Origin of the sequence: Streptomyces globisporus C-1027 (assembly GCF_000261345.2) — a bacterium.
Classification (GTDB): Bacteria; Actinomycetota; Actinomycetes; order Streptomycetales; family Streptomycetaceae; genus Streptomyces; species Streptomyces pakalii.
The window spans coordinates 3951962-3970934 of sequence record NZ_CP013738.1; the positions used below are offsets into that span (position 1 = coordinate 3951962).

Annotated in this window: 15 protein-coding genes and 2 tRNA genes; 4 read left to right on the forward strand and 13 right to left on the reverse strand. The window is 69.8% G+C overall.

Annotated features, from left to right (window positions below; all coding sequences use genetic code 11):
• Window positions 1–103: 103 nt before the first annotated feature.
• Window positions 104–176: transfer RNA gene (locus tag WQO_RS17150), tRNA-Ala, on the reverse strand.
• Window positions 177–311: 135 nt separating this feature from the next.
• On the opposite strand from WQO_RS17150, the gene WQO_RS17155 reads away from it, so the two are divergent.
• Both WQO_RS17155 and WQO_RS17160 read left to right on the forward strand, forming a co-directional pair.
• Window positions 312–860 carry a helix-turn-helix domain-containing protein gene (locus WQO_RS17155; RefSeq protein WP_010060391.1) on the forward strand — a complete coding sequence of 183 codons (549 nt, stop codon included), beginning with the start codon at window positions 312–314 and terminating at the stop codon, window positions 858–860.
• A gap of 147 nt (window positions 861–1007) precedes the next feature.
• A complete protein-coding gene (locus WQO_RS17160; RefSeq protein ID WP_058954015.1) occupies window positions 1008–2435 on the forward strand; it encodes a serine/threonine protein kinase in 1428 nt (475 codons plus the stop codon).
• A 39-nt stretch (window positions 2436–2474) separates the two neighbouring features.
• On the opposite strand, the gene WQO_RS17165 is transcribed toward WQO_RS17160, so the two are convergent.
• The 3 genes from WQO_RS17165 to WQO_RS36810 all read right to left on the reverse strand — a co-directional run bounded on the left by WQO_RS17165 (window position 2475) and on the right by WQO_RS36810 (window position 4340).
• A complete protein-coding gene (locus tag WQO_RS17165) occupies window positions 2475–3803 on the reverse strand; it encodes a hypothetical protein (RefSeq protein ID WP_029182260.1) in 1329 nt (442 codons plus the stop codon).
• Between the two features lie 44 nt (window positions 3804–3847).
• Window positions 3848–4042 carry a hypothetical protein gene (locus tag WQO_RS36135; protein ID WP_158514066.1) on the reverse strand — a complete coding sequence of 65 codons (195 nt, stop codon included), beginning with the start codon at window positions 4040–4042 and terminating at the stop codon, window positions 3848–3850.
• Between the two features lie 163 nt (window positions 4043–4205).
• A complete protein-coding gene (locus tag WQO_RS36810) occupies window positions 4206–4340 on the reverse strand; it encodes a DLW-39 family protein (protein ID WP_003958712.1) in 135 nt (44 codons plus the stop codon).
• A gap of 291 nt (window positions 4341–4631) precedes the next feature.
• Between WQO_RS36810 and WQO_RS17170 the strand changes: the two genes are divergently transcribed.
• A complete protein-coding gene (locus WQO_RS17170) occupies window positions 4632–5009 on the forward strand; it encodes a DUF6344 domain-containing protein (protein ID WP_010060402.1) in 378 nt (125 codons plus the stop codon).
• Between the two features lie 147 nt (window positions 5010–5156).
• Window positions 5157–5858 carry a hypothetical protein gene (locus WQO_RS17175; protein WP_010060403.1) on the forward strand — a complete coding sequence of 234 codons (702 nt, stop codon included), beginning with the start codon at window positions 5157–5159 and terminating at the stop codon, window positions 5856–5858.
• Window positions 5859–5915: 57 nt separating this feature from the next.
• Here WQO_RS17175 and WQO_RS17180 read toward each other — a convergent pair.
• From WQO_RS17180 to dnaA, 9 genes are all read right to left on the reverse strand, one after another.
• Window positions 5916–5992 (reverse strand) — tRNA-Ile (locus tag WQO_RS17180).
• A gap of 78 nt (window positions 5993–6070) precedes the next feature.
• Complete coding sequence (locus WQO_RS17185; protein ID WP_010060404.1) at window positions 6071–6688, reverse strand: DUF3566 domain-containing protein; 618 nt, start codon at window positions 6686–6688, stop codon at window positions 6071–6073.
• Window positions 6689–6782: 94 nt separating this feature from the next.
• Window positions 6783–9425, reverse strand: coding sequence for a DNA gyrase subunit A (gene gyrA, locus WQO_RS17190; RefSeq protein ID WP_010060405.1), 2643 nt, complete (start codon window positions 9423–9425; stop codon window positions 6783–6785).
• 47 nt (window positions 9426–9472) lie between these two features.
• Window positions 9473–11545: a DNA topoisomerase (ATP-hydrolyzing) subunit B gene (gene gyrB / locus WQO_RS17195; protein ID WP_029182261.1), complete on the reverse strand. Its 2073-nt coding sequence runs from the start codon at window positions 11543–11545 to the stop codon at window positions 9473–9475.
• A gap of 436 nt (window positions 11546–11981) precedes the next feature.
• Entirely contained in the window at window positions 11982–12566 is a 585-nt protein-coding gene (locus WQO_RS17200; RefSeq protein WP_010060408.1) for a DciA family protein, read from the reverse strand.
• Window positions 12563–13693 (reverse strand): DNA replication/repair protein RecF, encoded by a 1131-nt coding sequence (gene recF, locus WQO_RS17205; protein WP_010060410.1) that lies wholly within the window; start codon window positions 13691–13693, stop codon window positions 12563–12565. Before recF ends, WQO_RS17200 begins: the two co-directional genes overlap by 4 nt.
• Window positions 13694–13782: 89 nt before the next feature.
• Window positions 13783–14667, reverse strand: a complete 885-nt coding sequence (gene gnd, locus WQO_RS17210) for a phosphogluconate dehydrogenase (NAD(+)-dependent, decarboxylating) (RefSeq protein ID WP_010060412.1) — start codon at window positions 14665–14667, stop codon at window positions 13783–13785.
• 161 nt (window positions 14668–14828) lie between these two features.
• On the reverse strand, window positions 14829–15959 hold the full coding sequence (dnaN, locus tag WQO_RS17215; RefSeq protein WP_003967886.1) for a DNA polymerase III subunit beta: 1131 nt from the start codon (window positions 15957–15959) through the stop codon (window positions 14829–14831).
• A 904-nt stretch (window positions 15960–16863) separates the two neighbouring features.
• The gene (dnaA, locus tag WQO_RS17220; RefSeq protein ID WP_418082112.1) at window positions 16864–18939 is read right to left on the reverse strand and encodes a chromosomal replication initiator protein DnaA; all 2076 of its coding nucleotides are present in this window, start codon (window positions 18937–18939) and stop codon (window positions 16864–16866) included.
• Window positions 18940–18973 lie beyond the last annotated feature (34 nt).

Below are 18973 nucleotides of genomic sequence, written 5' to 3' on the forward strand. Positions count from 1 at the left end.
GTGGCTCGACTGTTTATGTATGAAGTGTGCCTGGTGCAGCGGCGGCGGAACGCAAAAGAACCCCTCCAACCACGTTTCCGCAGGTTGGAGGGGTTCAATCAAGTGGAGCCTAGGAGATTCGAACTCCTGACATCTGCCTTGCAAAGGCAGCGCTCTACCAACTGAGCTAAGGCCCCGGGTCACCGTCGGGAACAGAGTACCGGGTACCCCCCGGGTTCTTCCAAAAGGATAGGGACTCCCCGGGAACGACCACGCTCCGTAAGATGCTCGCAAGGTTCGCAGCAGCGAAGCCGCAGCGATGGGGAGACGCCATGGACGCAGCGCAACAAGAGGCGACGGCAAGAGCCAGAGAGCTTCAACGCAGTTGGTACGGAGAGCCGTTGGGGGCGCTCTTCCGTCGACTGATCGATGATCTCGGCCTGAACCAGGCCCGGCTGGCCGCCGTTCTCGGGCTCTCCGCCCCGATGCTCTCGCAGTTGATGAGCGGCCAGCGAGCCAAGATCGGGAACCCCGCCGTGGTCCAGCGCGTCCAGGCCCTTCAGGAGCTGGCGGGCCAGGTGGCCGACGGCAGTGTCAGCGCGGGCGAGGCCACCGACCGCATGGAGGAGATCAAGAAGTCGCAGGGCGGCTCCGTCCTCACCGCGACCGGCCAGACCACCTCCACCGGCGGCGCTCCCACCGTCCGCCGCGTGGTGCGCGAGATCCAGTCCCTGCTGCGGTCGGTCGCGGCGGCCGGCGACATCATCGATGCCGCGGACGCCCTCGCCCCGACCCACCCGGAGCTGGCAGAGTTCCTCAAGGTGTACGGCGCGGGACGCACCTCGGACGCGGTCGCCCACTACGAGGGGCACCAGAGCTAGTACGACCCGACGGAAGCACGACGGACCCAGGGCACGCGCACCGCGCAGCGCCCTGGTGCCAGCAGGACACGGGGCCGGACACCGGGACCGGACACGGGCCGCGGCGGACGCCGCGGCACCCTACGAACGGGGAGCGGGCGCAGCGCAATGGGTGAGGTCTTCGCCGGTCGGTACGAGCTGATCGATCCGATCGGACGCGGTGGGGTCGGCGCCGTCTGGCGGGCCTGGGACCACCGCCGCCGCCGGTACGTCGCGGCCAAGGTGCTCCAGCAGAGCGACGCGCACACGCTGCTGCGCTTCGTCCGCGAGCAGGCGCTGCGCATCGAGCACCCGCACGTGCTGGCCCCGGCCAGCTGGGCCGCCGACGACGACAAGGTCCTGTTCACCATGGACCTGGTGAGCGGTGGCTCGCTCGCCCATGTCATCGGCGACTACGGCCCGTTGCCGCCGCGCTTCGTCTGCCTGCTGCTGGACCAGCTGCTCTCCGGCCTCTCCACGGTGCACGCCGAAGGGGTGGTGCACCGCGACATCAAGCCCGCCAACATCCTGATGGAGGCGACCGGTTCGGGGCGGCCGCATCTGCGCCTGTCCGACTTCGGAATCTCGATGCGCAAGGGCGAACCCCGGCTGACCGAGACCAACTACGTGGTCGGTACGCCCGGTTACTTCGCCCCCGAGCAGATGATGGGCGCCGAGCCCGATTTCCCCGCGGACCTCTTCGCGGTCGGCCTGGTCGCGCTCTACCTCCTCCAGGGCCAGAAGCCGGACGCCCAGGCGCTGGTGGAGCACTTCGCCGCGCACGGCACCCCGGGGGCCCCCGAGGGCATTCCCGAGCCGCTGTGGCAGGTTCTCGCCGGTCTGCTCCAGCCCGACCCGCACGCCCGGTTCCGTACGGCCACGGGCGCGCGCAAGGCCCTGACCGCGGCGGTCGAGATGCTGCCCGAAGCCGGCCCGGACGACGAGCCAGTGGAGGTGTTCGACCAGATCGGGCCGCTGCCCGAGGGGTTCGGTCCCGACGGGCCCGTCACCGGCCCGCCGAAAGCCCCGCAGCAGCCGTCCGACCGGCAGGCCCCCGCCCCGCCCCCCGTCTCGATGTCGGAGACGGGCAGCTTCCACCTCGCGCCGCCTCCTGCGGCCACGCAGCCCCCAGCGGCCTCGCAGCCCTCCGCGGCCTCGCAGCCCTCCGCGGCCTCGCAGCCCTCTGCGGCCTCACCCGGTGCCGCATCGCCGCAGCAACAGCCCTACCCGCAGCCGGGATTGTCGCAGCCTGGGTTCCAGCAGCCGCCGTCCGCACCGTACGCCGCGGCCGCCCCGCCCGCGTACGCCGTCGGCGCACCGGACCCCTCCCAGGCGCCGACCTCCGGCGTAGCGCACGACCCCTCCGCCACCCGCCCCTACACCGCCCAACAGCACCAGCAGTTCCCGCCGGTGCCCGCCCCGCCGGTGCAGCACGCCGCGCCCCACCCGCCCGTACGGCGAACGCGCCCGGGACCGCCCCCGAAGGTGGCTGTCCCGGTGCTGGTGGTGGCGCTGATCTGCTTCGCGGTCGGGATCTGGGCCCTCACCCAGGTCTGACTGACCCGCACCGCCTGCGAAAGCCCCGCCGGCGTACGGCTACCAGCCCTGCGCCGGCGGCTGGTGGCCCCCGCCGGCCGGGTGACCGGCGGCCGACGCGCGGCGGCGGGCCAGCAGCGTCCAGACGCCCAGACCGAGCACCAGCACCGACCCCGTACCGATCCCGGCCGCGGCGACCACGGTCATCGGGCCGCTCTTCGCGGCCTGTTCGGCGTTCTGCCCCTTACGGGCCACTTCCCGGTCCTGGTCGGTGACGCCGAAGACCCCGGCGTCACCCTCGTACGGGGACTCCTCGGCCTGGTTCTTCACCTGGACCGACAGCTCGAACGGGATCGGCTCGGCGCCGTAGGACTCCTTCAGCTTCGGGCTGAGGGAGACCGACAGGTAGTACCAGCCCGCGAAGCGCATGGCGTTGACCTGGGACGAGGAGTCGAACCGGTTGCGGTAGGCCACCGGCGGCAGCGGCCGCAGGGACGCGGACGCGGGCCCTCCGGAGTACGAGAGCGTGGCGTCGGAGACCTGCCCCTGGGCGGGGTTGGCCAGCGACAGCGTGAGCGCGCTGCCGACGAACTCCTCGCCGTCACTTGTGGTGTTGGAGAGCCCGGCGGAGGCGTAGAGCTGCTGTCCCCAGTCGACCGGAACCCGGTAGAAGCGGGTCTGTCCGGGGGCGACGGTGTCCTGCCAACGGCCGTTCTCCAGGCTCGTGGCCTCCGAGAACCCGGACCCGCCGGACCGCTTCTGCTGCTTCCCGGTCAGCGGCTTCGCCGAAGCGGAGGGCCAGCTCTCGGGGGCCTCGGTCGGCATCGACGTACCGCTTTTGAGCTTCGGCTCCTGGAGGAAACGCAGCTCCAGGCCCCAGGGCTCCTGGCTGGAGCCGGCCTTGCTCTCGCGCTCGACGAGGACGTCGTACGGGCCGCCCTCCTGGCAGGTGCTGCCGTCCTCCCTGACGGTCCGGGAGGCGTACGCGGTGATGGGACGGGCGTACGCGCCGGAGCCGAAGTTCGCCTGCCCCGAGTCGCATCGGGTGTTGTCGGTCTCCCGGAGGCTGACGGTGATGCCGTCGCCGTAGGCGACGGCGCCGGCGTCGCCGGGCACCGCGACCGCCGAGACATAGGCGGCGGAGGCGTCGTCCAGGGTGACCCGGTAGTAGAGCTTCTCGCCCGGCTTGATCATGCTGCGGTACGGGACGCCCTCGTCCAGCGTGGACGCCTCGACGTTGGTCGCCGCGCCCTGCACGTTCTTCGCGTCGGGGTCGAACGCGTACACCCCGGGGCCCGCCGCGTGCGCCTGCCCCGGCAGGACCGCCGCCGCGCACATCGCCGCGAGTGCCGCGGCCGTCACCCGGCCCCTGTTGCGCTGCCTGTTCACGCGCTTCCCCTCGTCGTCCTCACCCACCAGTACCCCTCGGCCGCTCAGCCGCGGCGGCCACGGCTGCTGCGGCTGGTGCCGCTACGGCGGCGGGCGAGGAGGAACCCTCCCGCCCCGACGACCAGGACGCCCGCCCCGGAAGCGGCCGCGATGCCGGTCCATCCTGCCCCGCCCGCACCGCCGCTGTCTCCGGCCGCAGCCGGATTACCCCTCTTGTCCGCCTTCTTCCCGGACCCCACCAGGCTCTTCGCTCAAGCAATCCAGAGATTCGCTTGAGTGAACTCACGGTCGCTGCGCCACGGGGCCTTACCAGCGAAAAGGGGCCGACGCATCGGCGCCGGCCCCGGACAGCACGAAGCCCCGGCCGCTCAGCGACCGGGGCCCGTAACAGACTGCGTCGTCTCACACACCCGAACCTGCGGGCACGGAGTCGGTCGCCTCCGTCCACAGATCCTGCTCGGCGCGATCCGCCTGGATCTGGCGGTACACGAGGAGCCCACCGATGGCGGCCAGTGCGACCAGGAGAAGCTTCTTCACCGCGCGACCTCGTCTTTCCTTGGCGTAAGGGCCTTATGTCGCCGACTATACACACCGGCCGATACCGATCGGTGACCTGCCCGGACCCCTGTGACACCCCCTCCACGGCGTCCGGAACGACCTCCCGACACCCCCTCCTCACCGCCCGCGAGGGCCTGTCCAGCCCGGTTGCACCATACGAGTGGTGTTAATCCGAAGATCGGCGCAGAGCGGGCGTCGCTCCCCGGAATCGCGGCCCGGATCCACATGATCGGAGAAGTCAGCAACCGGACCGTCCGAAAGCGAGGGGCCATGAGCACCTTCCAGCCCAAGAACCTCTGGACCGCCTTCATCACCGCCTTCTTCGCCCTCCTGGCGTCGCTGGGCCTCGCCACCGCCGCCGCGAGCACGGCGAACGCCACGAACGCCACCGCGCAGCCGAGCACCACGACCCACGAGCACACGGGTGCCACCGCGGCAACCCCGATCGCTCCCTCGGTCCGATGGACCCTTCCGCGTGACCGGGCCCTTCCTCCCACGATGAAGCAGCGCATCCGGGCCGAGGCCCACGGCTCCTCCCCGGCCACCCGCCACCTGTCGCTCGACCCCGCGCAGACCGCCCGGACGACCGGTCAGAGCGGCTCCCACCCCACAGCCCCGGAAGGCGACTCCCCGGCCCCGCCCCCCTGATCCCGGCGGCCCACCGCACTCCGGGGCCCCTGGTCCGGTTCACACCGGCCGGGGGCCTTTTCGTGTGCCCGAAACCGTCCGACGAGCGCTGCCCGGCGGACCGGACGACCATGGAAAGGTCCTGCGTACCGCCGAAAGGACCGTCCGATGAGCTCTCGTGGCACCACCTTCGCGGCCCTCGGCGCCGCCTCCGCGCTCCTCGCACTCACCGCCTGCGGGACTACCGCCTCCTCCGGTACGGCGTCGGGCCCCGGCAACGCCGTACCGGCTGCGGCGACGACCACCGACCCCGACATCGGCGCACCGCCCGGCGCGGAGGTCCGGGGCCGGCCCGCCGTCGGGGAGCCGTTCAAGCTGACCATCGGTTCCTCCGACGAGGCACGGCCCGACGAGTTCGAGATCACCGTCGAGGACATCACCTGCGGCGAACCGCTGGACCCGAAGGTCCTGGCGCACGCGGCCGATTCCGTGGGCGAACCGACACAGAACCCGTCGCCCGAGGGCGGGAAGCAGTTCTGTGTGGTCGCCATGGAGGTGCTGAACGTCGGCAAGAGCGAGGCCATCTGGTCCGTCGACGACACGGTCACCCTCAACGTCGACGACACCGCGTACAGCCAGAGCCGGACCGACGTCGACTACGCGAGAGCCTACGGCGACTACTGGAGCGACAAGGGCGAGCTGGGACCGTCGTACGGCCTCAACCCCGGGAGCAAGGGCCCCGAGCACGCCGTCTTCCAGATCCCGGAAGCAGACGAGCCGACGACTCTCTGGTTCGCCTCCAGCGACTGGCTGGAGAGCTTCGACGGCCCCGAACCCGGCTACCTCGTCCAGCTGGACCCCGCAAGCTGACCGCCCCACCGCAACGCGAAAGGCCCCCCACCGTCTCCGGTGAGGGGCCTTCGTGTCTGGTGGGGCTAACAGGATTTGAACCTGTGGCCTCATCCTTATCAGGGATGCGCTCTAACCAACTGAGCTATAGCCCCGCCGCGCTGTGCTGCTCCGCGCTGACTTCTGAAGATTAGCGCACGTCGGGGCCAGTCCCAAAATCGATACCCGGCGCGCTACTCGTCCTCGGCCAGCGTGAGCTCCACGCCGCCCACGAAGCCCGCCGACAGGTTGTAGATGAAGGCGCCCAGCGTCGCCAGCGCGGTGGCCAGGACCACGTCGATCACGGCGATGACCGAGGTGAAGATGAGCACGCGCGGCAGCGACAGGAACGACTGCAGGTCGAAGCCGTTGCTCTCGTTCGAGCCGGTCGCCTCGCTGATCGTGCCGCCGACGGTCTCGAAGACGCCCATCGCGTCCATGACCATCCACAGCACCGCCGACGCCACCACCGTGCAGATGCCCAGCGCGATCGACAGCAGGAAGCTGACCTTCATCACCGACCACGGGTCGGCCTTGGCCACCCGCAGACGGGCCTTGCGGGTACGGGGCGTGGTCCGCGCCCCCGTGCGCGGCTTGCGCGTCGCCTGGGCGCCGCCCGCGCCCTGCGCACCGCCCAGCGTGCCCCCACCCTGTCCGGGGCGCTGCTGGCCGCCCTGGGTGCCGCCGGGCGCCTGGTACGCCTGGGGCGGGTGGTACGGCCCCGACGGCCCCGGTGCGGGCTCACGCTCGCCGGGCAGGGGCCCGGTCGCGTAACCCTCGTACTGGGGCTGAGGCCCTCGTGTGTCCGTCACAGTGCCCCCTTGGGAGTCCGTGGCAGGGCCACGGGCACCGTTCGCTCCAGCTCCGGAAGCGGCCGAACCGGCGCCCGTGGCTCCACTCACGCTCTTACTCCTCGTGCTCCCCGGTCGAAGGCTCCGTGCCCTCGACAGTGCCCTCTGCCGTGCCTACGGCGTGGGCCGCGGCCGTATCGCCCTCGGCATCATCGGTCCCATCGACCTCTTCCGCCTCACGGCCGGCCTCGGCGTTGCGCGCGATGCCGACGACGGCGTCGCGCTTGCCCAGATTGATCAGTTGGACGCCCATGGTGTCACGGCCCGTCTCCCTGACTTCATTGACTCGCGTACGAATCACACCACCGCCGAGCGTGATGGCGAGAATCTCGTCGGTCTCCTCGACCACCAGCGCACCGACGAGCGATCCGCGGTCCTCCACGATCTTGGCGGCCTTGATACCGAGGCCGCCGCGACCCTGGACGCGGTACTCGTCGACGGGGGTCCGCTTCGCGTACCCGCCGTCGGTAGCGGTGAAGACGAACGTACCGGGCCGGACGACATTCATCGAGAGGAGTTCGTCGCCCTCGCGGAAACTCATCCCCTTCACACCCGAGGTGGCACGGCCCATCGGGCGCAGCGCGTCGTCCGTCGCGGTGAACCGGATCGACTGGGCCTTCTTGCTGATGAGCAGCAGATCGTCCTCGGCCGAGACCAGCTCGGCGCCGATCAGCTCGTCGTCGCCGCCCTCCGGCATCTCGCGCAGGTTGATCGCGATGACACCGCCCGAGCGCGGGGAGTCGTAGTCCTTGAGCGCGGTCTTCTTCACGAGACCGCCCTTCGTCGCCAGGATCAGGTAGGGCACGGCCTCGTAGTCGCGGATCGCGAGGATCTGGGCGATCTTCTCGTCCGGCTGGAAGGCCAGCAGGTTGGCGACGTGCTGGCCGCGCGCGTCCCGGCCGGCGTCCGGGAGCTCGTACGCCTTGGCCCGGTAGACCCGGCCCTTGTTCGTGAAGAACAGCAGCCAGTGGTGCGTCGTCGAGACGAAGAAGTGGTCGACGATGTCGTCTTCCTTGAGCTTCGTCCCGCGCACGCCCTTGCCGCCGCGCTTCTGCGAGCGGTAGTCGTCCGTCTTCGTGCGCTTCACATAGCCGCTGCGGGAGATCGTGACGACGATGTCCTCCTCGGCGATCAGGTCCTCGATGGACATGTCACCGTCGAAGGGCACCAGCTGGGAGCGCCGGTCGTCGCCGAACTTCTCGACGATCGCCGCCAGCTCCTCGCTGACGATCTGGCGCTGCTTGGCAGGCGAGGCCAGGATCTCGTTGTACTCGTTGATCTTCGCCTGGAGCTCGTCGTGCTCGGCGGTGATCTTCTGGTGCTCCAGGGCGGCCAGCCGGCGCAGCTGCATCTCCAGGATCGCGTTCGCCTGGAGCTCGTCGATCTCCAGCAGGCCCATCAGGCCCTCGCGCGCGATCTCCACCGTGTTCGAGCGGCGGATGAGGGCGATGACCTCGTCGATGGCGTCCAGAGCCTTGAGGAGGCCGCGCAGGATGTGCGCCCGCTCCTCGGCCTTGCGCAGCCGGAACTTCGTCCGCCGGACGATGACCTCGATCTGGTGCGTCACCCAGTGGCGGATGAACGCGTCGATCGACAGCGTGCGCGGCACCCCGTCGACGAGCGCCAGCATGTTGGCGCCGAAGTTCGTCTGGAGGTCGGTGTGCTTGTACAGGTTGTTCAGGACGACCTTGGCGACCGCGTCCCGCTTGAGGACGACGACCAGGCGCTGCCCCGTACGCGAGGAGGTCTCGTCGCGGACGTCCGCGATACCGCCGACCCTGCCGTCCTTGACCAGGTCGGCGATCTTCTGCGCGAGGTTGTCGGGGTTGGTCTGGTACGGAAGCTCCGTGACGACCAGGCACTGGCGGCCCTGGATCTCCTCGACCGCGACGACCGCGCGCATCGTGATCGAGCCACGGCCGGTGCGGTACGCCTCCTCGATGCCCTTGCGGCCCACGACCAGCGCGCCGGTGGGGAAGTCGGGGCCCTTGATGCGCTCGATCAGCGCGTCCTGCAGCTCCTCGTGCGAGGCCTCGGGGTGATCCAGGTACCACTGGGCACCGGCGGCGACCTCGCGGAGGTTGTGCGGTGGGATGTTGGTCGCCATACCGACCGCGATCCCGGCGGAGCCGTTGACCAGCAGGTTCGGGAAACGGGCCGGCAGGACCGTCGGCTCCTGGTTGCGGCCGTCGTAGTTGTCCTGGAAGTCGACGGTCTCCTCGTCGATGTCCCGGACCATCTCCATGGACAGCGGCATCATCTTGCACTCGGTGTACCGCATGGCGGCGGCCGGGTCGTTGCCCGGGGAACCGAAGTTGCCGTTGGAGTCCACCAGCGGCATCCGCATCGACCAGTGCTGCGCCAGGCGCACCAGGGCGTCGTAGATGGAGGAGTCGCCGTGCGGGTGGTACGTGCCCATGACGTCGCCGACGACGCGGGCGCACTTGTAGAAGCCCTTCTCGGGGCGGTACCCGCCGTCGTACATCGCGTACAGCACCCGGCGGTGGACGGGCTTGAGGCCGTCCCGTACGTCGGGCAGCGCACGCGAGACGATGACGGACATCGCGTAGTCGAGATAGGAGCGCTGCATCTCCGTCTCGAGCTGGACGGGCTCGACACGCATCCCCACGCCGGGGATGGTGCCCTCCTCGTCGGGCGTCGCGGATTCGGGTGTCACAGGGGTGTTCTCGTCGGCCATTGCTGGTCAAAGTCCTTTCGAGCTGCGGCGTGGCTGGTGCGGCCGACTCAGATGTCGAGGAAGCGGACGTCCTTGGCGTTGCGCTGGATGAACGAGCGCCGTGCCTCGACGTCCTCACCCATGAGCACCGAGAACAGGTCGTCGGCCTGCGCCGCGTCGTCCAGCGTGACCTGGCCGAGGACCCGGTGGTCGACGTCCATGGTCGTGACGCGCAGCTCCTCGGCGTTCATCTCGCCGAGGCCCTTGAAGCGCTGGATCGAGTCTTCCTTGATCCGCTTGCCGTTCTGCTTGCCGAGCGCCACCAGGGCGTCGCGCTCCCGGTCCGAGTACGCGTACTCGAAGTCGTCCCGGCCCCACTTGATCTTGTAGAGCGGCGGGCGCGAAAGGTAGACGTGCCCGGCCTCGACCAGCGGCTTCATGAAGCGGAAGAGGAAGGTCAGCAGCAGGGTGTTGATGTGCTGGCCGTCGACGTCGGCGTCCGCCATCAGGATGATCTTGTGATAGCGGAGCTTCTCGATGTCGAAGTCTTCGTGGACCCCGGTGCCGAACGCCGAGATCAGCGCCTGGACCTCGGTGTTCTGGAGGATCTTGTCGACCCGGGCCTTCTCGACGTTCAGGATCTTGCCTCGGATGGGCAGGATCGCCTGGTACATCGGGTTGCGGCCGGACTTCGCCGAACCACCGGCGGAGTCACCCTCGACGATGAAGATCTCGCACTTGGTGGGGTCGTTCGACTGGCAGTCGCTGAGCTTGCCCGGCAGCGAGGCGCTCTCCAGGAGCCCCTTGCGCCGCGTCAGGTCACGCGCCTTGCGGGCCGCCACACGGGCGGTCGAGGCGGCGATGCCCTTACGGATGATGTCGGCGGCCTCGTTGGGATTCCGGTCGAACCAGTCCGTCAGCTGCTCGTGGACGACCTTCTGCACGAAGGTCTTCGCCTCCGTGTTGCCCAGCTTGGTCTTCGTCTGGCCCTCGAACTGCGGCTCACCCAGCTTCACCGAGATGATCGCGGTCAGACCCTCGCGGACGTCCTCACCCGTGAGGTTGTCGTCCTTGTCGCGCAGCAGCTTCTTGTCGCGCGCGTACCGGTTGACCAGCGAGGTCAGCGCCGCACGGAAGCCCTCCTCGTGCGTACCGCCCTCGTGCGTGTGGATCGCGTTGGCGAAGGAGTAGACGCCCTCGGTGTACTGCGTGTTCCACTGCATGGCGATCTCGACCGACAGGAGCCGGTCCTTGTCCTCGGCCTCGATGTCGATCACCGACTGGTGAATGACGTCGCCCTTGCGGGAGTTGAGGTACTTCACGAAATCGACGATGCCGTTTTCGTAGTGGTACGTGACCGAGCGGGCGGTCTCCTCCTCGGAGGGCTCGGCCGCGTCCACGCTGTCCGCGCCCGCCGTCGCCTTCGCCGACTCGCGCTCGTCGGTCAGCTTGAGCGTGAGGCCCTTGTTGAGGAACGCCATCTCCTGGAAGCGGCGCGAGAGGGTCTCGAAGCTGTACTCGGTGGTCTCGAAGATGTCCCCGTCGGCCCAGAAGGTGACCGTGGTGCCGGTCTCCTCGGTGGCCTCGTGCTTCGCCAGCGGGGCGGTCGGGACACCGAGCTTGTAGTCCTGGGTCCAGCGGTATCCGTCGGTCTTGACCTCGACGGATACCCGGGTGGACAGGGCGTTGACGACGGAGACGCCGACGCCGTGCAGACCGCCGGAGACGGCGTAGCCGCCACCGCCGAACTTGCCGCCCGCGTGCAGCACGGTCAGCACGACCTCGACGGCCGGCTTCCCTTCGGACGGCACGATGCCGACCGGGATGCCACGGCCGTTGTCGATGACCCGCACCCCGCCGTCGGGGAGGATCGTGACGTCGATGGTGTCCGCGTGGCCCGCCATCGCCTCGTCGACGGAGTTGTCGACGACCTCTTGCACGAGGTGGTGGAGGCCACGCTCACCGGTCGAGCCGATGTACATGCCAGGCCGCTTGCGGACCGCGTCCAGCCCTTCCAGCACGGTGATCGCGCTGGCGTCGTACGAGGTCTCGGAGACCTCGCCCGGCTCACCGGCCGTGGACGGAATGTTCTCGTTGGGGTTGCCGGAATCGGCCACGAAGCGCCCTTTCTGGCACAGCACAGGCCGTTCTCCGGACAGGCGGGAGCGGCTGCGTCGTTCGGCTTGTATCGACGACTCCCGCCTCAGCGGCGGGATTACTCACCAGTCTACCGGTAGCGCTGACATGAATGGGGGTTTGCCGGTACCTGAGTACGCATGTGCCGCCCTGAATGAGCGGCTGACGACTCCCCATATTCGGGAAGGGGCTCCAAGAGGCTCTGAAGGGCTTTGAGCGCTTCGGCCTGTCAACCCACCGCTACGGTGAGGGACGCTCCGGCCGTACCGTCCGGTTTCCTGTCGTGCGAACCCTGACGAACCCACCCGCAAGCTCGCCCGGTACACGACAATTTTACGCCGAAAGTGCAGCTCAGGGTTGCCATCGGCCAACAGTGCGACCACCTGCGGCCTCGGCCCGGCGGCCTGGCGGCGCGACCACCTCCGGCCGGCGCCCCGAGGCTCATCCGTAGGTGTCGCCCGGACCCTTGCTGCCGGGTGTCCGCAGCGGTCCGTACCGGCGCTCCGGTCCCCCCGGCCCGACCACCTTGATCATCCGTACGGTGCCCTGCCCCAGATCCGCGTTCAGCCGTGCCACCAGCTGCGGGGCCAGCAGCCGCAGCTGCGTCGCCCACGCCGTCGAGTCACAGCTCACGGTCAGCACCCGGGCGGCCGGATCGTCGTCGTACCGCAGAGGGACACAGTGCTTCGCCAGGTCGTCGCCGACGATCTGCGGCCACCGGCCCATCACCCCGCCGACCGCCGCGGGCGTCTCCCAGCCCCGCTCGGTGATCAGCCGGCTGATCGCGGAGCCCAGCGCCTGCGGGTCCCGGCCGTCCGACCGGGCACCCGAGCGCAGTCCGCCACCCCGCCGCGCCTGTTTCTTCTGCTGCGCCGCCGCACCTCGCGCCCTGGCCTGCTCCTTCGCGGCCCGCAACGCGACCCGGGCCAGATCGACCCCGGACACCTCGGGCGGCTTCGGGCTCCCGGCCTCCGGCGCACCGCCGACCGTGCCCGCCTCGCCCGGCTGCTCCTCCCGGCCGGTCATACGCGCTCCACCTCGCCCGCGGTCACCGCGTACCGCGTCCCCGCCAGCACGCCCGGCACGTCCTCCGCGACCGCGGCCGTCACCAGCACCTGCTCACCGGGGGCCACCAGCTCCGCCAGCCGCTCCCGGCGGCGGGCGTCCAGCTCGGCGAAGACATCGTCCAGGACCAGCACCGGCTCGTTGCCCTCGGAGCGCAGCAGTTCGTAACTGGCGAGACGCAGCGCCAGCGCATAACTCCAGGACTCGCCGTGACTCGCGTACCCCTTGGCCGGCATCCCGCGCAGCCCCAGCAGCAGATCGTCCCGGTGCGGGCCGACCAGCGTCACGCCCCGCTCGATCTCCTGCTTCCGGACCCCGGCGAGCGCCGCGATCAGTTGCTCGTACAGCTCGTCGCGGGTGCGCTCGGGACCCACGTCCTCACCGACCGAGCTGCGGTACTCCAGCGCGACCGGACCACCGCCCGGCGCGACGTCCCCGTACGCCTTGTCGGCCAGCGGCTGGAGTGTGGCGATCAGATCGAGGCGCTGCGCGAGCAGCTCGGCGCCCACCCGGCCCAGATGCTGGTCCCACACGTCCAGGGTCGACAGATCCATCGAACGGCCGCCGTGCCGCCGGGCCATCGCCGCGGACTTCAGCAGGGTGTTGCGCTGCTTGAGCACGCGTTCGTAGTCGGAGCGGACCCCGGCCATCCGGGGCGAGCGCGCGGTGACCAGCTCGTCCAGGAACCGCCGCCGCTCGCCGGGGTCGCCCTTGACCAGCGCCAGGTCCTCCGGTGCGAACAGCACGGTCCGCACGATGCCGAGCACGTCACGCGGCCTGACCTGCGAGGACCTGTTGATACGGGCCCGGTTCGCCCGGCCCGGGTTCAGCTCCAGCTCGACCAGCTGCGAGCGCTCGCCCTGGGTCACCGCCGCCCGGATCACCGCCCGCTCCGCGCCCATGCGCACCAGCGGGGCGTCCGAGGAGACCCGGTGGCTGCCGAGGGTGGCGAGATAGCCGACGGCCTCGACGAGATTCGTCTTGCCCTGCCCGTTGGGCCCCACGAACGCGGTGACGCCCGGGTCGAGAGGCACCTCGACCCGGGCGTACGAACGGAAGTCGGCCAGCGAGAGATGCGTGACGTGCATGGTGGCCACCCTCTCCCGTTGTTGTCGGTGCTTCCGCTTCGCGGTTCGTCACGTTGTGCCGCGCCGCCGGATCTCCGGCGGCGGGCCGGTCAGTTCTCGGTCTTGGACTCGACCGCGTGGCCGCCGAACTGGTTGCGCAGCGCGGCGATCATCTTCATCTGCGGCGAGTCGTCCTGCCGCGAGGCGAACCGCGCGAACAGCGACGCCGTGATCGCGGGCAGCGGCACCGCGTTGTCGATGGCGGCCTCCACCGTCCAGCGGCCCTCACCCGAGTCGGCGGCGAAGCCCCGGAGCTTGTCCAGGTGCTCGTCGTCGTCCAGCGCGTTGACCGCGAGGTCGAGCAGCCAGGAACGGATGACCGTGCCCTCCTGCCAGGAGCGGAAGACCTCGCGCACATCGGTGACGGAGTCGACCTTCTCCAGCAGCTCCCAGCCCTCGGCGTAGGCCTGCATCATGGCGTACTCGATGCCGTTGTGGACCATCTTCGCGAAGTGGCCGGCGCCGACCTTGCCCGCGTGGACCGAGCCGAAGTCGCCCTCGGGCTTCAGCGCGTCGAAGACCGGCTGGACCTTCGCCACGTTCTCGGCGTCGCCGCCGTACATCAGGGCGTAGCCGTTCTCCAGGCCCCAGACACCGCCGGAGACGCCGCAGTCGACGAAGCCGATGCCCTTGATGCCCAGCTCGACGGCGTGCTTCTCGTCGTCGGTCCAGCGCGAGTTGCCGCCGTCGACGACGACGTCGCCGGGCGAGAGCAGCTCGGCCAGCTCGTCGATCGTGGACTGGGTCGCGGCACCGGCCGGGACCATCACCCAGACGACCCGCGGGCCCTTCAGCTTGCCCACAAGCTCTTCGAGACTGTGGACATCGGCGACATCCGGGTTGCGGTCGTAACCGATGACGGTGTGGCCTGCGCGGCGGATGCGCTCGCGCATGTTGCCGCCCATCTTGCCGAGGCCGACGAGACCGAGCTCCATCAGAGATTCCTTAAGCGTCGTGGCGATAAGCGTCGGGGCGTTTGCACCCACGACCGAGCCTACGCCCGGCCGGGGACAGCGCGGCGGGCCCGCTCCGCGCCGAGCGGGCCCGCCGGAAACTGCCGCGGAAAACGTCCCCCGATCGGGCGGGGGAGGCGGGATCAGCCGGAGAGGCGCACCGGCATGATCAGGTACTTGTACGCGTCGTCCGCCTCGGCGTCGACGGCCGGGCGGCCGCTGAGCAGGGCGGGCTTGGTGGACGTGGTGAACGAGAGCTGGGCGACCGGGGAGTCGATCGCGCTCAGCCCGTCCAGCAGGAACGTCGGGTTGAAGGCGATCGAGATGTCGTCGCCCTCCAGCACCGCGTCGACCCTCTCCACAGCCTGTGCGTCGTCGCTGGAACCGGCCTCCAGGATGAGGACGCCCTGCTCGAAGCTGAGCCGTACGGGGGTGTTGCGCTCGGCGACCAGGGCCACGCGCTTGACGGCCTCGACGAAGGGGGCCGTCTCGATCACCGCGACGGAGTTGAACTCGGTCGGGAACAGCGTGCGGTACTTCGGCAGGTCGCCTTCGAGCAGCCGCGTGGTCGTGCGGCGACCGGCGCCCTCGAAACCGATCAGGCCCTCGCCCGCGCCGGAGCCGGAGAGCGCCAGGGTGACCGTGTCACCGCTGGTGAGCGCCTTGGCGGTGTCCAGGAGCGTCTTGGCGGGCACCAGGGCGACCGCGGAGGCGTCGGCGTTCTCCGGCTTCCACAGGAACTCACGGACCGCGAAGCGGTAGCGGTCGGTGGAGGCGAGGGTGACCGTGTCGCCCTCGATCTCGATCCGCACACCGGTGAGCACGGGCAGCGTGTCGTCGCGCCCGGCGGCGATGGCGACCTGGGCGGCGGCCGAGGCGAAGACCTCACCGGGGACGGTTCCCGTGGCGGTCGGCATCTGCGGCAGCGCGGGGTACTCCTCCACAGGCAGTGTGTGGAGGGTGAAGCGGGAGGAGCCGCAGACGACCGTGGCCCGCACACCGTCGGTGGAGATCTCCACCGGGCGGTTGGGAAGGGCGCGGCAGATGTCGGCGAGCAGCCGGCCGGAGACGAGCACCGTGCCGTCCTCGTCGATCTCCGCGTCGACGGAGACCCGCGCGGAGACCTCGTAGTCGAAGCTGGAGAAGCTGAGAGCTCCGTCCTCGGCCTTCAGCAGAAGGCCCGCGAGAACGGGCGCCGGCGGACGGGCCGGGAGGCTGCGGGCCACCCAGGCCACCGCCTCCGCGAGTACATCGCGCTCCACCCGGATCTTCACCGGAACCGCCTCCTGCTGTTGCTCGCTCGCCCTGCTGGCCTTCGTCGTCTGGACCGGAGTCCGCTGCCGAGACGGCGGAGGCTCCGGGGTCCAGTCTGACGTACGGCACCGACAGCCGTTGCTGCTCGGGGTCAAGTCGGGCCAAGAGGTTCGCGGCGGTCGACGGTCGAGTTGTACACAGGCCCCACTTCGAAGCGGATTCCTGGCTAACTCTGGTTGGTAGTAGTAGTAGGCCTTGTGGATACCGTGGATAACGTCGTTTGCGCAGGTCAGCGACTGTTTTTTGTCCACCGGTCCTGTGGGTGGCGCCCGTGGACAACCCGGGCCTTCTGTGGACGGACGGAAGTTCTGCACACCCGATGCACAGGAGGGGGCCACTTCTCCCCAGACCTGTCCCCAGCTTTACCCCTGTTCCCCACAGCCCAACCCAGCCCCTTGGTGTGACGCCTTTCACTCCGGGCGGTGAGAGCGTGTGTTGCGTTGCCGAACAGTGGACAGGGGTGTGGAGAAGCAGGGCTTGGCTGGGGACAACACCCTCCTGCCTGTGGGCGGCCGGTGGACAACGTCGACGACCTCCTGTGGACGGAGATTCTGTCCACAGGCTGTGGATCATCGTTGGCCACAAATCCCCAACCACATGACCTGGCCTGATGGAGTATCGGCAGCGCGCCCTGTGGACGCAATATGGACAACTTCCCAGTCCCCAGGCTGTGGACGGAAGATTTCTCGCACATCTGTGGAGAAGGGCCTCTGAGCTGCTCGTATTCGAACAGCAGGGGTCCTGCGCAGACCGCTGCGACGGCTCCCGGGACTCCTCAGGAACGGCAGAAGGCGCCTCGCGCGGACCCTGGGAGGTCGGTGCGAGGCGCCTTTCGAGGCCTTGGGAGGGCTTGGGCGGGCTTCGTCAGCCGTTCTTGATGCGGTTGGTCAGCTCGGTGACCTGGTTGTAGATGGAGCGGCGCTCCGCCATCAGCGCCCGGATCTTCCGGTCCGCGTGCATCACCGTCGTATGGTCGCGGCCGCCGAACTGCGCGCCGATCTTCGGCAACGAGAGGTCGGTGAGCTCGCGGCACAGATACATGGCGATCTGGCGTGCCGTCACCAGGACCCGGCTGCGCGAGGATCCGCAGAGGTCGTCCACGGTGAGCCCGAAGTAGTCCGCGGTGGCCGCCATGATGGCCGGCGCCGTGATCTCCGGGGCCGACTCCTCGCCGCCCGGGATCAGATCCTTGAGGACGATCTCGGTCAGCCCGAGGTCCACCGGCTGCCGGTTCAGCGAGGCGAAGGCGGTCACCCGGATCAGGGCGCCCTCCAGCTCACGGATGTTGCGCGAGATCCGCGAGGCGATGAACTCCAGCACCTCCGGCGGGGCGTTGAGCTGCTCCTGCACCGCCTTTTTACGGAGGATCGCGATCCGGGTCTCCAGCTCGGGCGGCTGGACGTCGGTCGTCAGACCCCACTCGAAGCGGTTGCGCAGCCGGTCCTCCAGCGTCACCAGCTGCTTGGGCGGCCGGTCCGAGGAGAGCACGATCTGCTTGTTCGCGTTGTGCAGCGTATTGAAGGTGTGGAAGAACTCCTCCTGCGTCGACTCCTTGCTCGCCAGGAACTGGATGTCGTCGACCAGCAGGATGTCCACGTCGCGGTAGCGCTTGCGGAAGGTGTCGCCTTTCCCGTCGCGGATCGAGTTGATGAACTCGTTGGTGAACTCCTCCGAGCTCACGTACCGCACCCGGGTCCCCGGGTAGAGGCTCCGCGCGTAGTGCCCGATGGCGTGCAGCAGGTGGGTCTTGCCGAGCCCCGACTCCCCGTAGATGAACAGGGGGTTGTACGCCTTCGCGGGCGCCTCGGCGACGGCGACGGCCGCGGCGTGCGCGAACCGGTTGGACGCCCCGATGACGAAGGTGTCGAAGAGGTACTTCGGGTTCAGCCGGGCGTGCGGTTCGCCGGGACCCGGCGCGGGGGCCGGCTGGGCGCCCATCGGACCGGGGACCGAACCGCCGGTCCGCCCGGGTCCGTGGCCCGGACCGCCCTGACGGTGCTGCGGCTGCTGCTGGTCCTGCCGGTCGGGGCGCTGCTGCTCGTACCCCTGGCGCTCGGGCGGCTGCGACCGGTAGTCGTGGCCCGGCTGCTGCGGCCGCCCGGTGCCGTACGGCTCGCGCCACTGCTCGGCGGGCTGGTCGCGGTACGGCTCGGAGGACTGGTCGCGGTACTGCTCGTTCTCCCGGTACGTGTCGTTCTCGCGGTACGCCTCGCTCTCCCGGTACGGCTCGCCGGCGGGCTGCTCGCGGTCCTGGTACCCGCTGTGCCGCGGCTGCTGCCAGGAGAGGTCCTCCTGGGTACGCGGCCAGGCGCCGGGCTCCGGACGCTGCTGCTGGTAGTCGGGGTAGGCCGGCCGGGCCGTCGGCATACCGTCGTCGGAGGGCCGGTGGCCGTATCCGTCGTACGCGTCGCCCCGAGGAGCGTCGTCGCGCGGCTGCCCCGGGTAGCGGTGGTCCTGCTGGCTCCCGTGCTGCTGGTGCGACGGGTGCATCGGGGGCGCCGGCGGGGCGGGGGGCTCGCCCGCGGAGTCGTCGACGGTGATCGCGATCCGGATGGGGCGGCCGCACTCCCGGGTCAGCGTCTCGCTGATGAGCGGCGCGAGCCGGCCCTCCAGGACGCGCTTGCCCCATTCATTGGGGACGGCCAGCAGTGCGGTGTCGGCGACGAGTGCCAGCGGCTGGCAGCGCTCGATCCACTGCTTGTCCTTCGGCTCGATGCCCTGCTGGCCCTCCCCGAGGAGTTGTTCCAGCACTCGCGGCCACACTGCGGCAAGATCGGCAGGTACGTCAGCCACAAGGCACGCTCTCTCGCATGTCCCACGAATGTGTGGTTCTCGGGACGGGATGGGTCGGGTCGGGTGAGCCCGGCAGTCGGGAAGGAAAAGAACCGGAGTTCCGTCACGGTAGTCAGGCCGACCCGCACGGTTCAAGTTGTTGTCCACAGGCTGTGCACAATGGGGGGTCGCACGGAGCCGG

Coding starts and splice junctions, on each gene's coding strand:
- WQO_RS17155 (WP_010060391.1), top strand. CDS start 312: ATGGACGCAGCGCAACAAGAGGCGACGGCAAGAGCCAGAGAGCTTCAA.
- gyrA (WP_010060405.1), bottom strand. CDS start 9,425: ATGGCCGACGAGAACACCCCTGTGACACCCGAATCCGCGACGCCCGAC.
- WQO_RS17175 (WP_010060403.1), top strand. CDS start 5,157: ATGAGCTCTCGTGGCACCACCTTCGCGGCCCTCGGCGCCGCCTCCGCG.
- gnd (WP_010060412.1), bottom strand. CDS start 14,667: ATGGAGCTCGGTCTCGTCGGCCTCGGCAAGATGGGCGGCAACATGCGC.
- WQO_RS17170 (WP_010060402.1), top strand. CDS start 4,632: ATGAGCACCTTCCAGCCCAAGAACCTCTGGACCGCCTTCATCACCGCC.
- WQO_RS17200 (WP_010060408.1), bottom strand. CDS start 12,566: ATGACCGGCCGGGAGGAGCAGCCGGGCGAGGCGGGCACGGTCGGCGGT.
- WQO_RS17160 (WP_058954015.1), top strand. CDS start 1,008: ATGGGTGAGGTCTTCGCCGGTCGGTACGAGCTGATCGATCCGATCGGA.
- recF (WP_010060410.1), bottom strand. CDS start 13,693: ATGCACGTCACGCATCTCTCGCTGGCCGACTTCCGTTCGTACGCCCGG.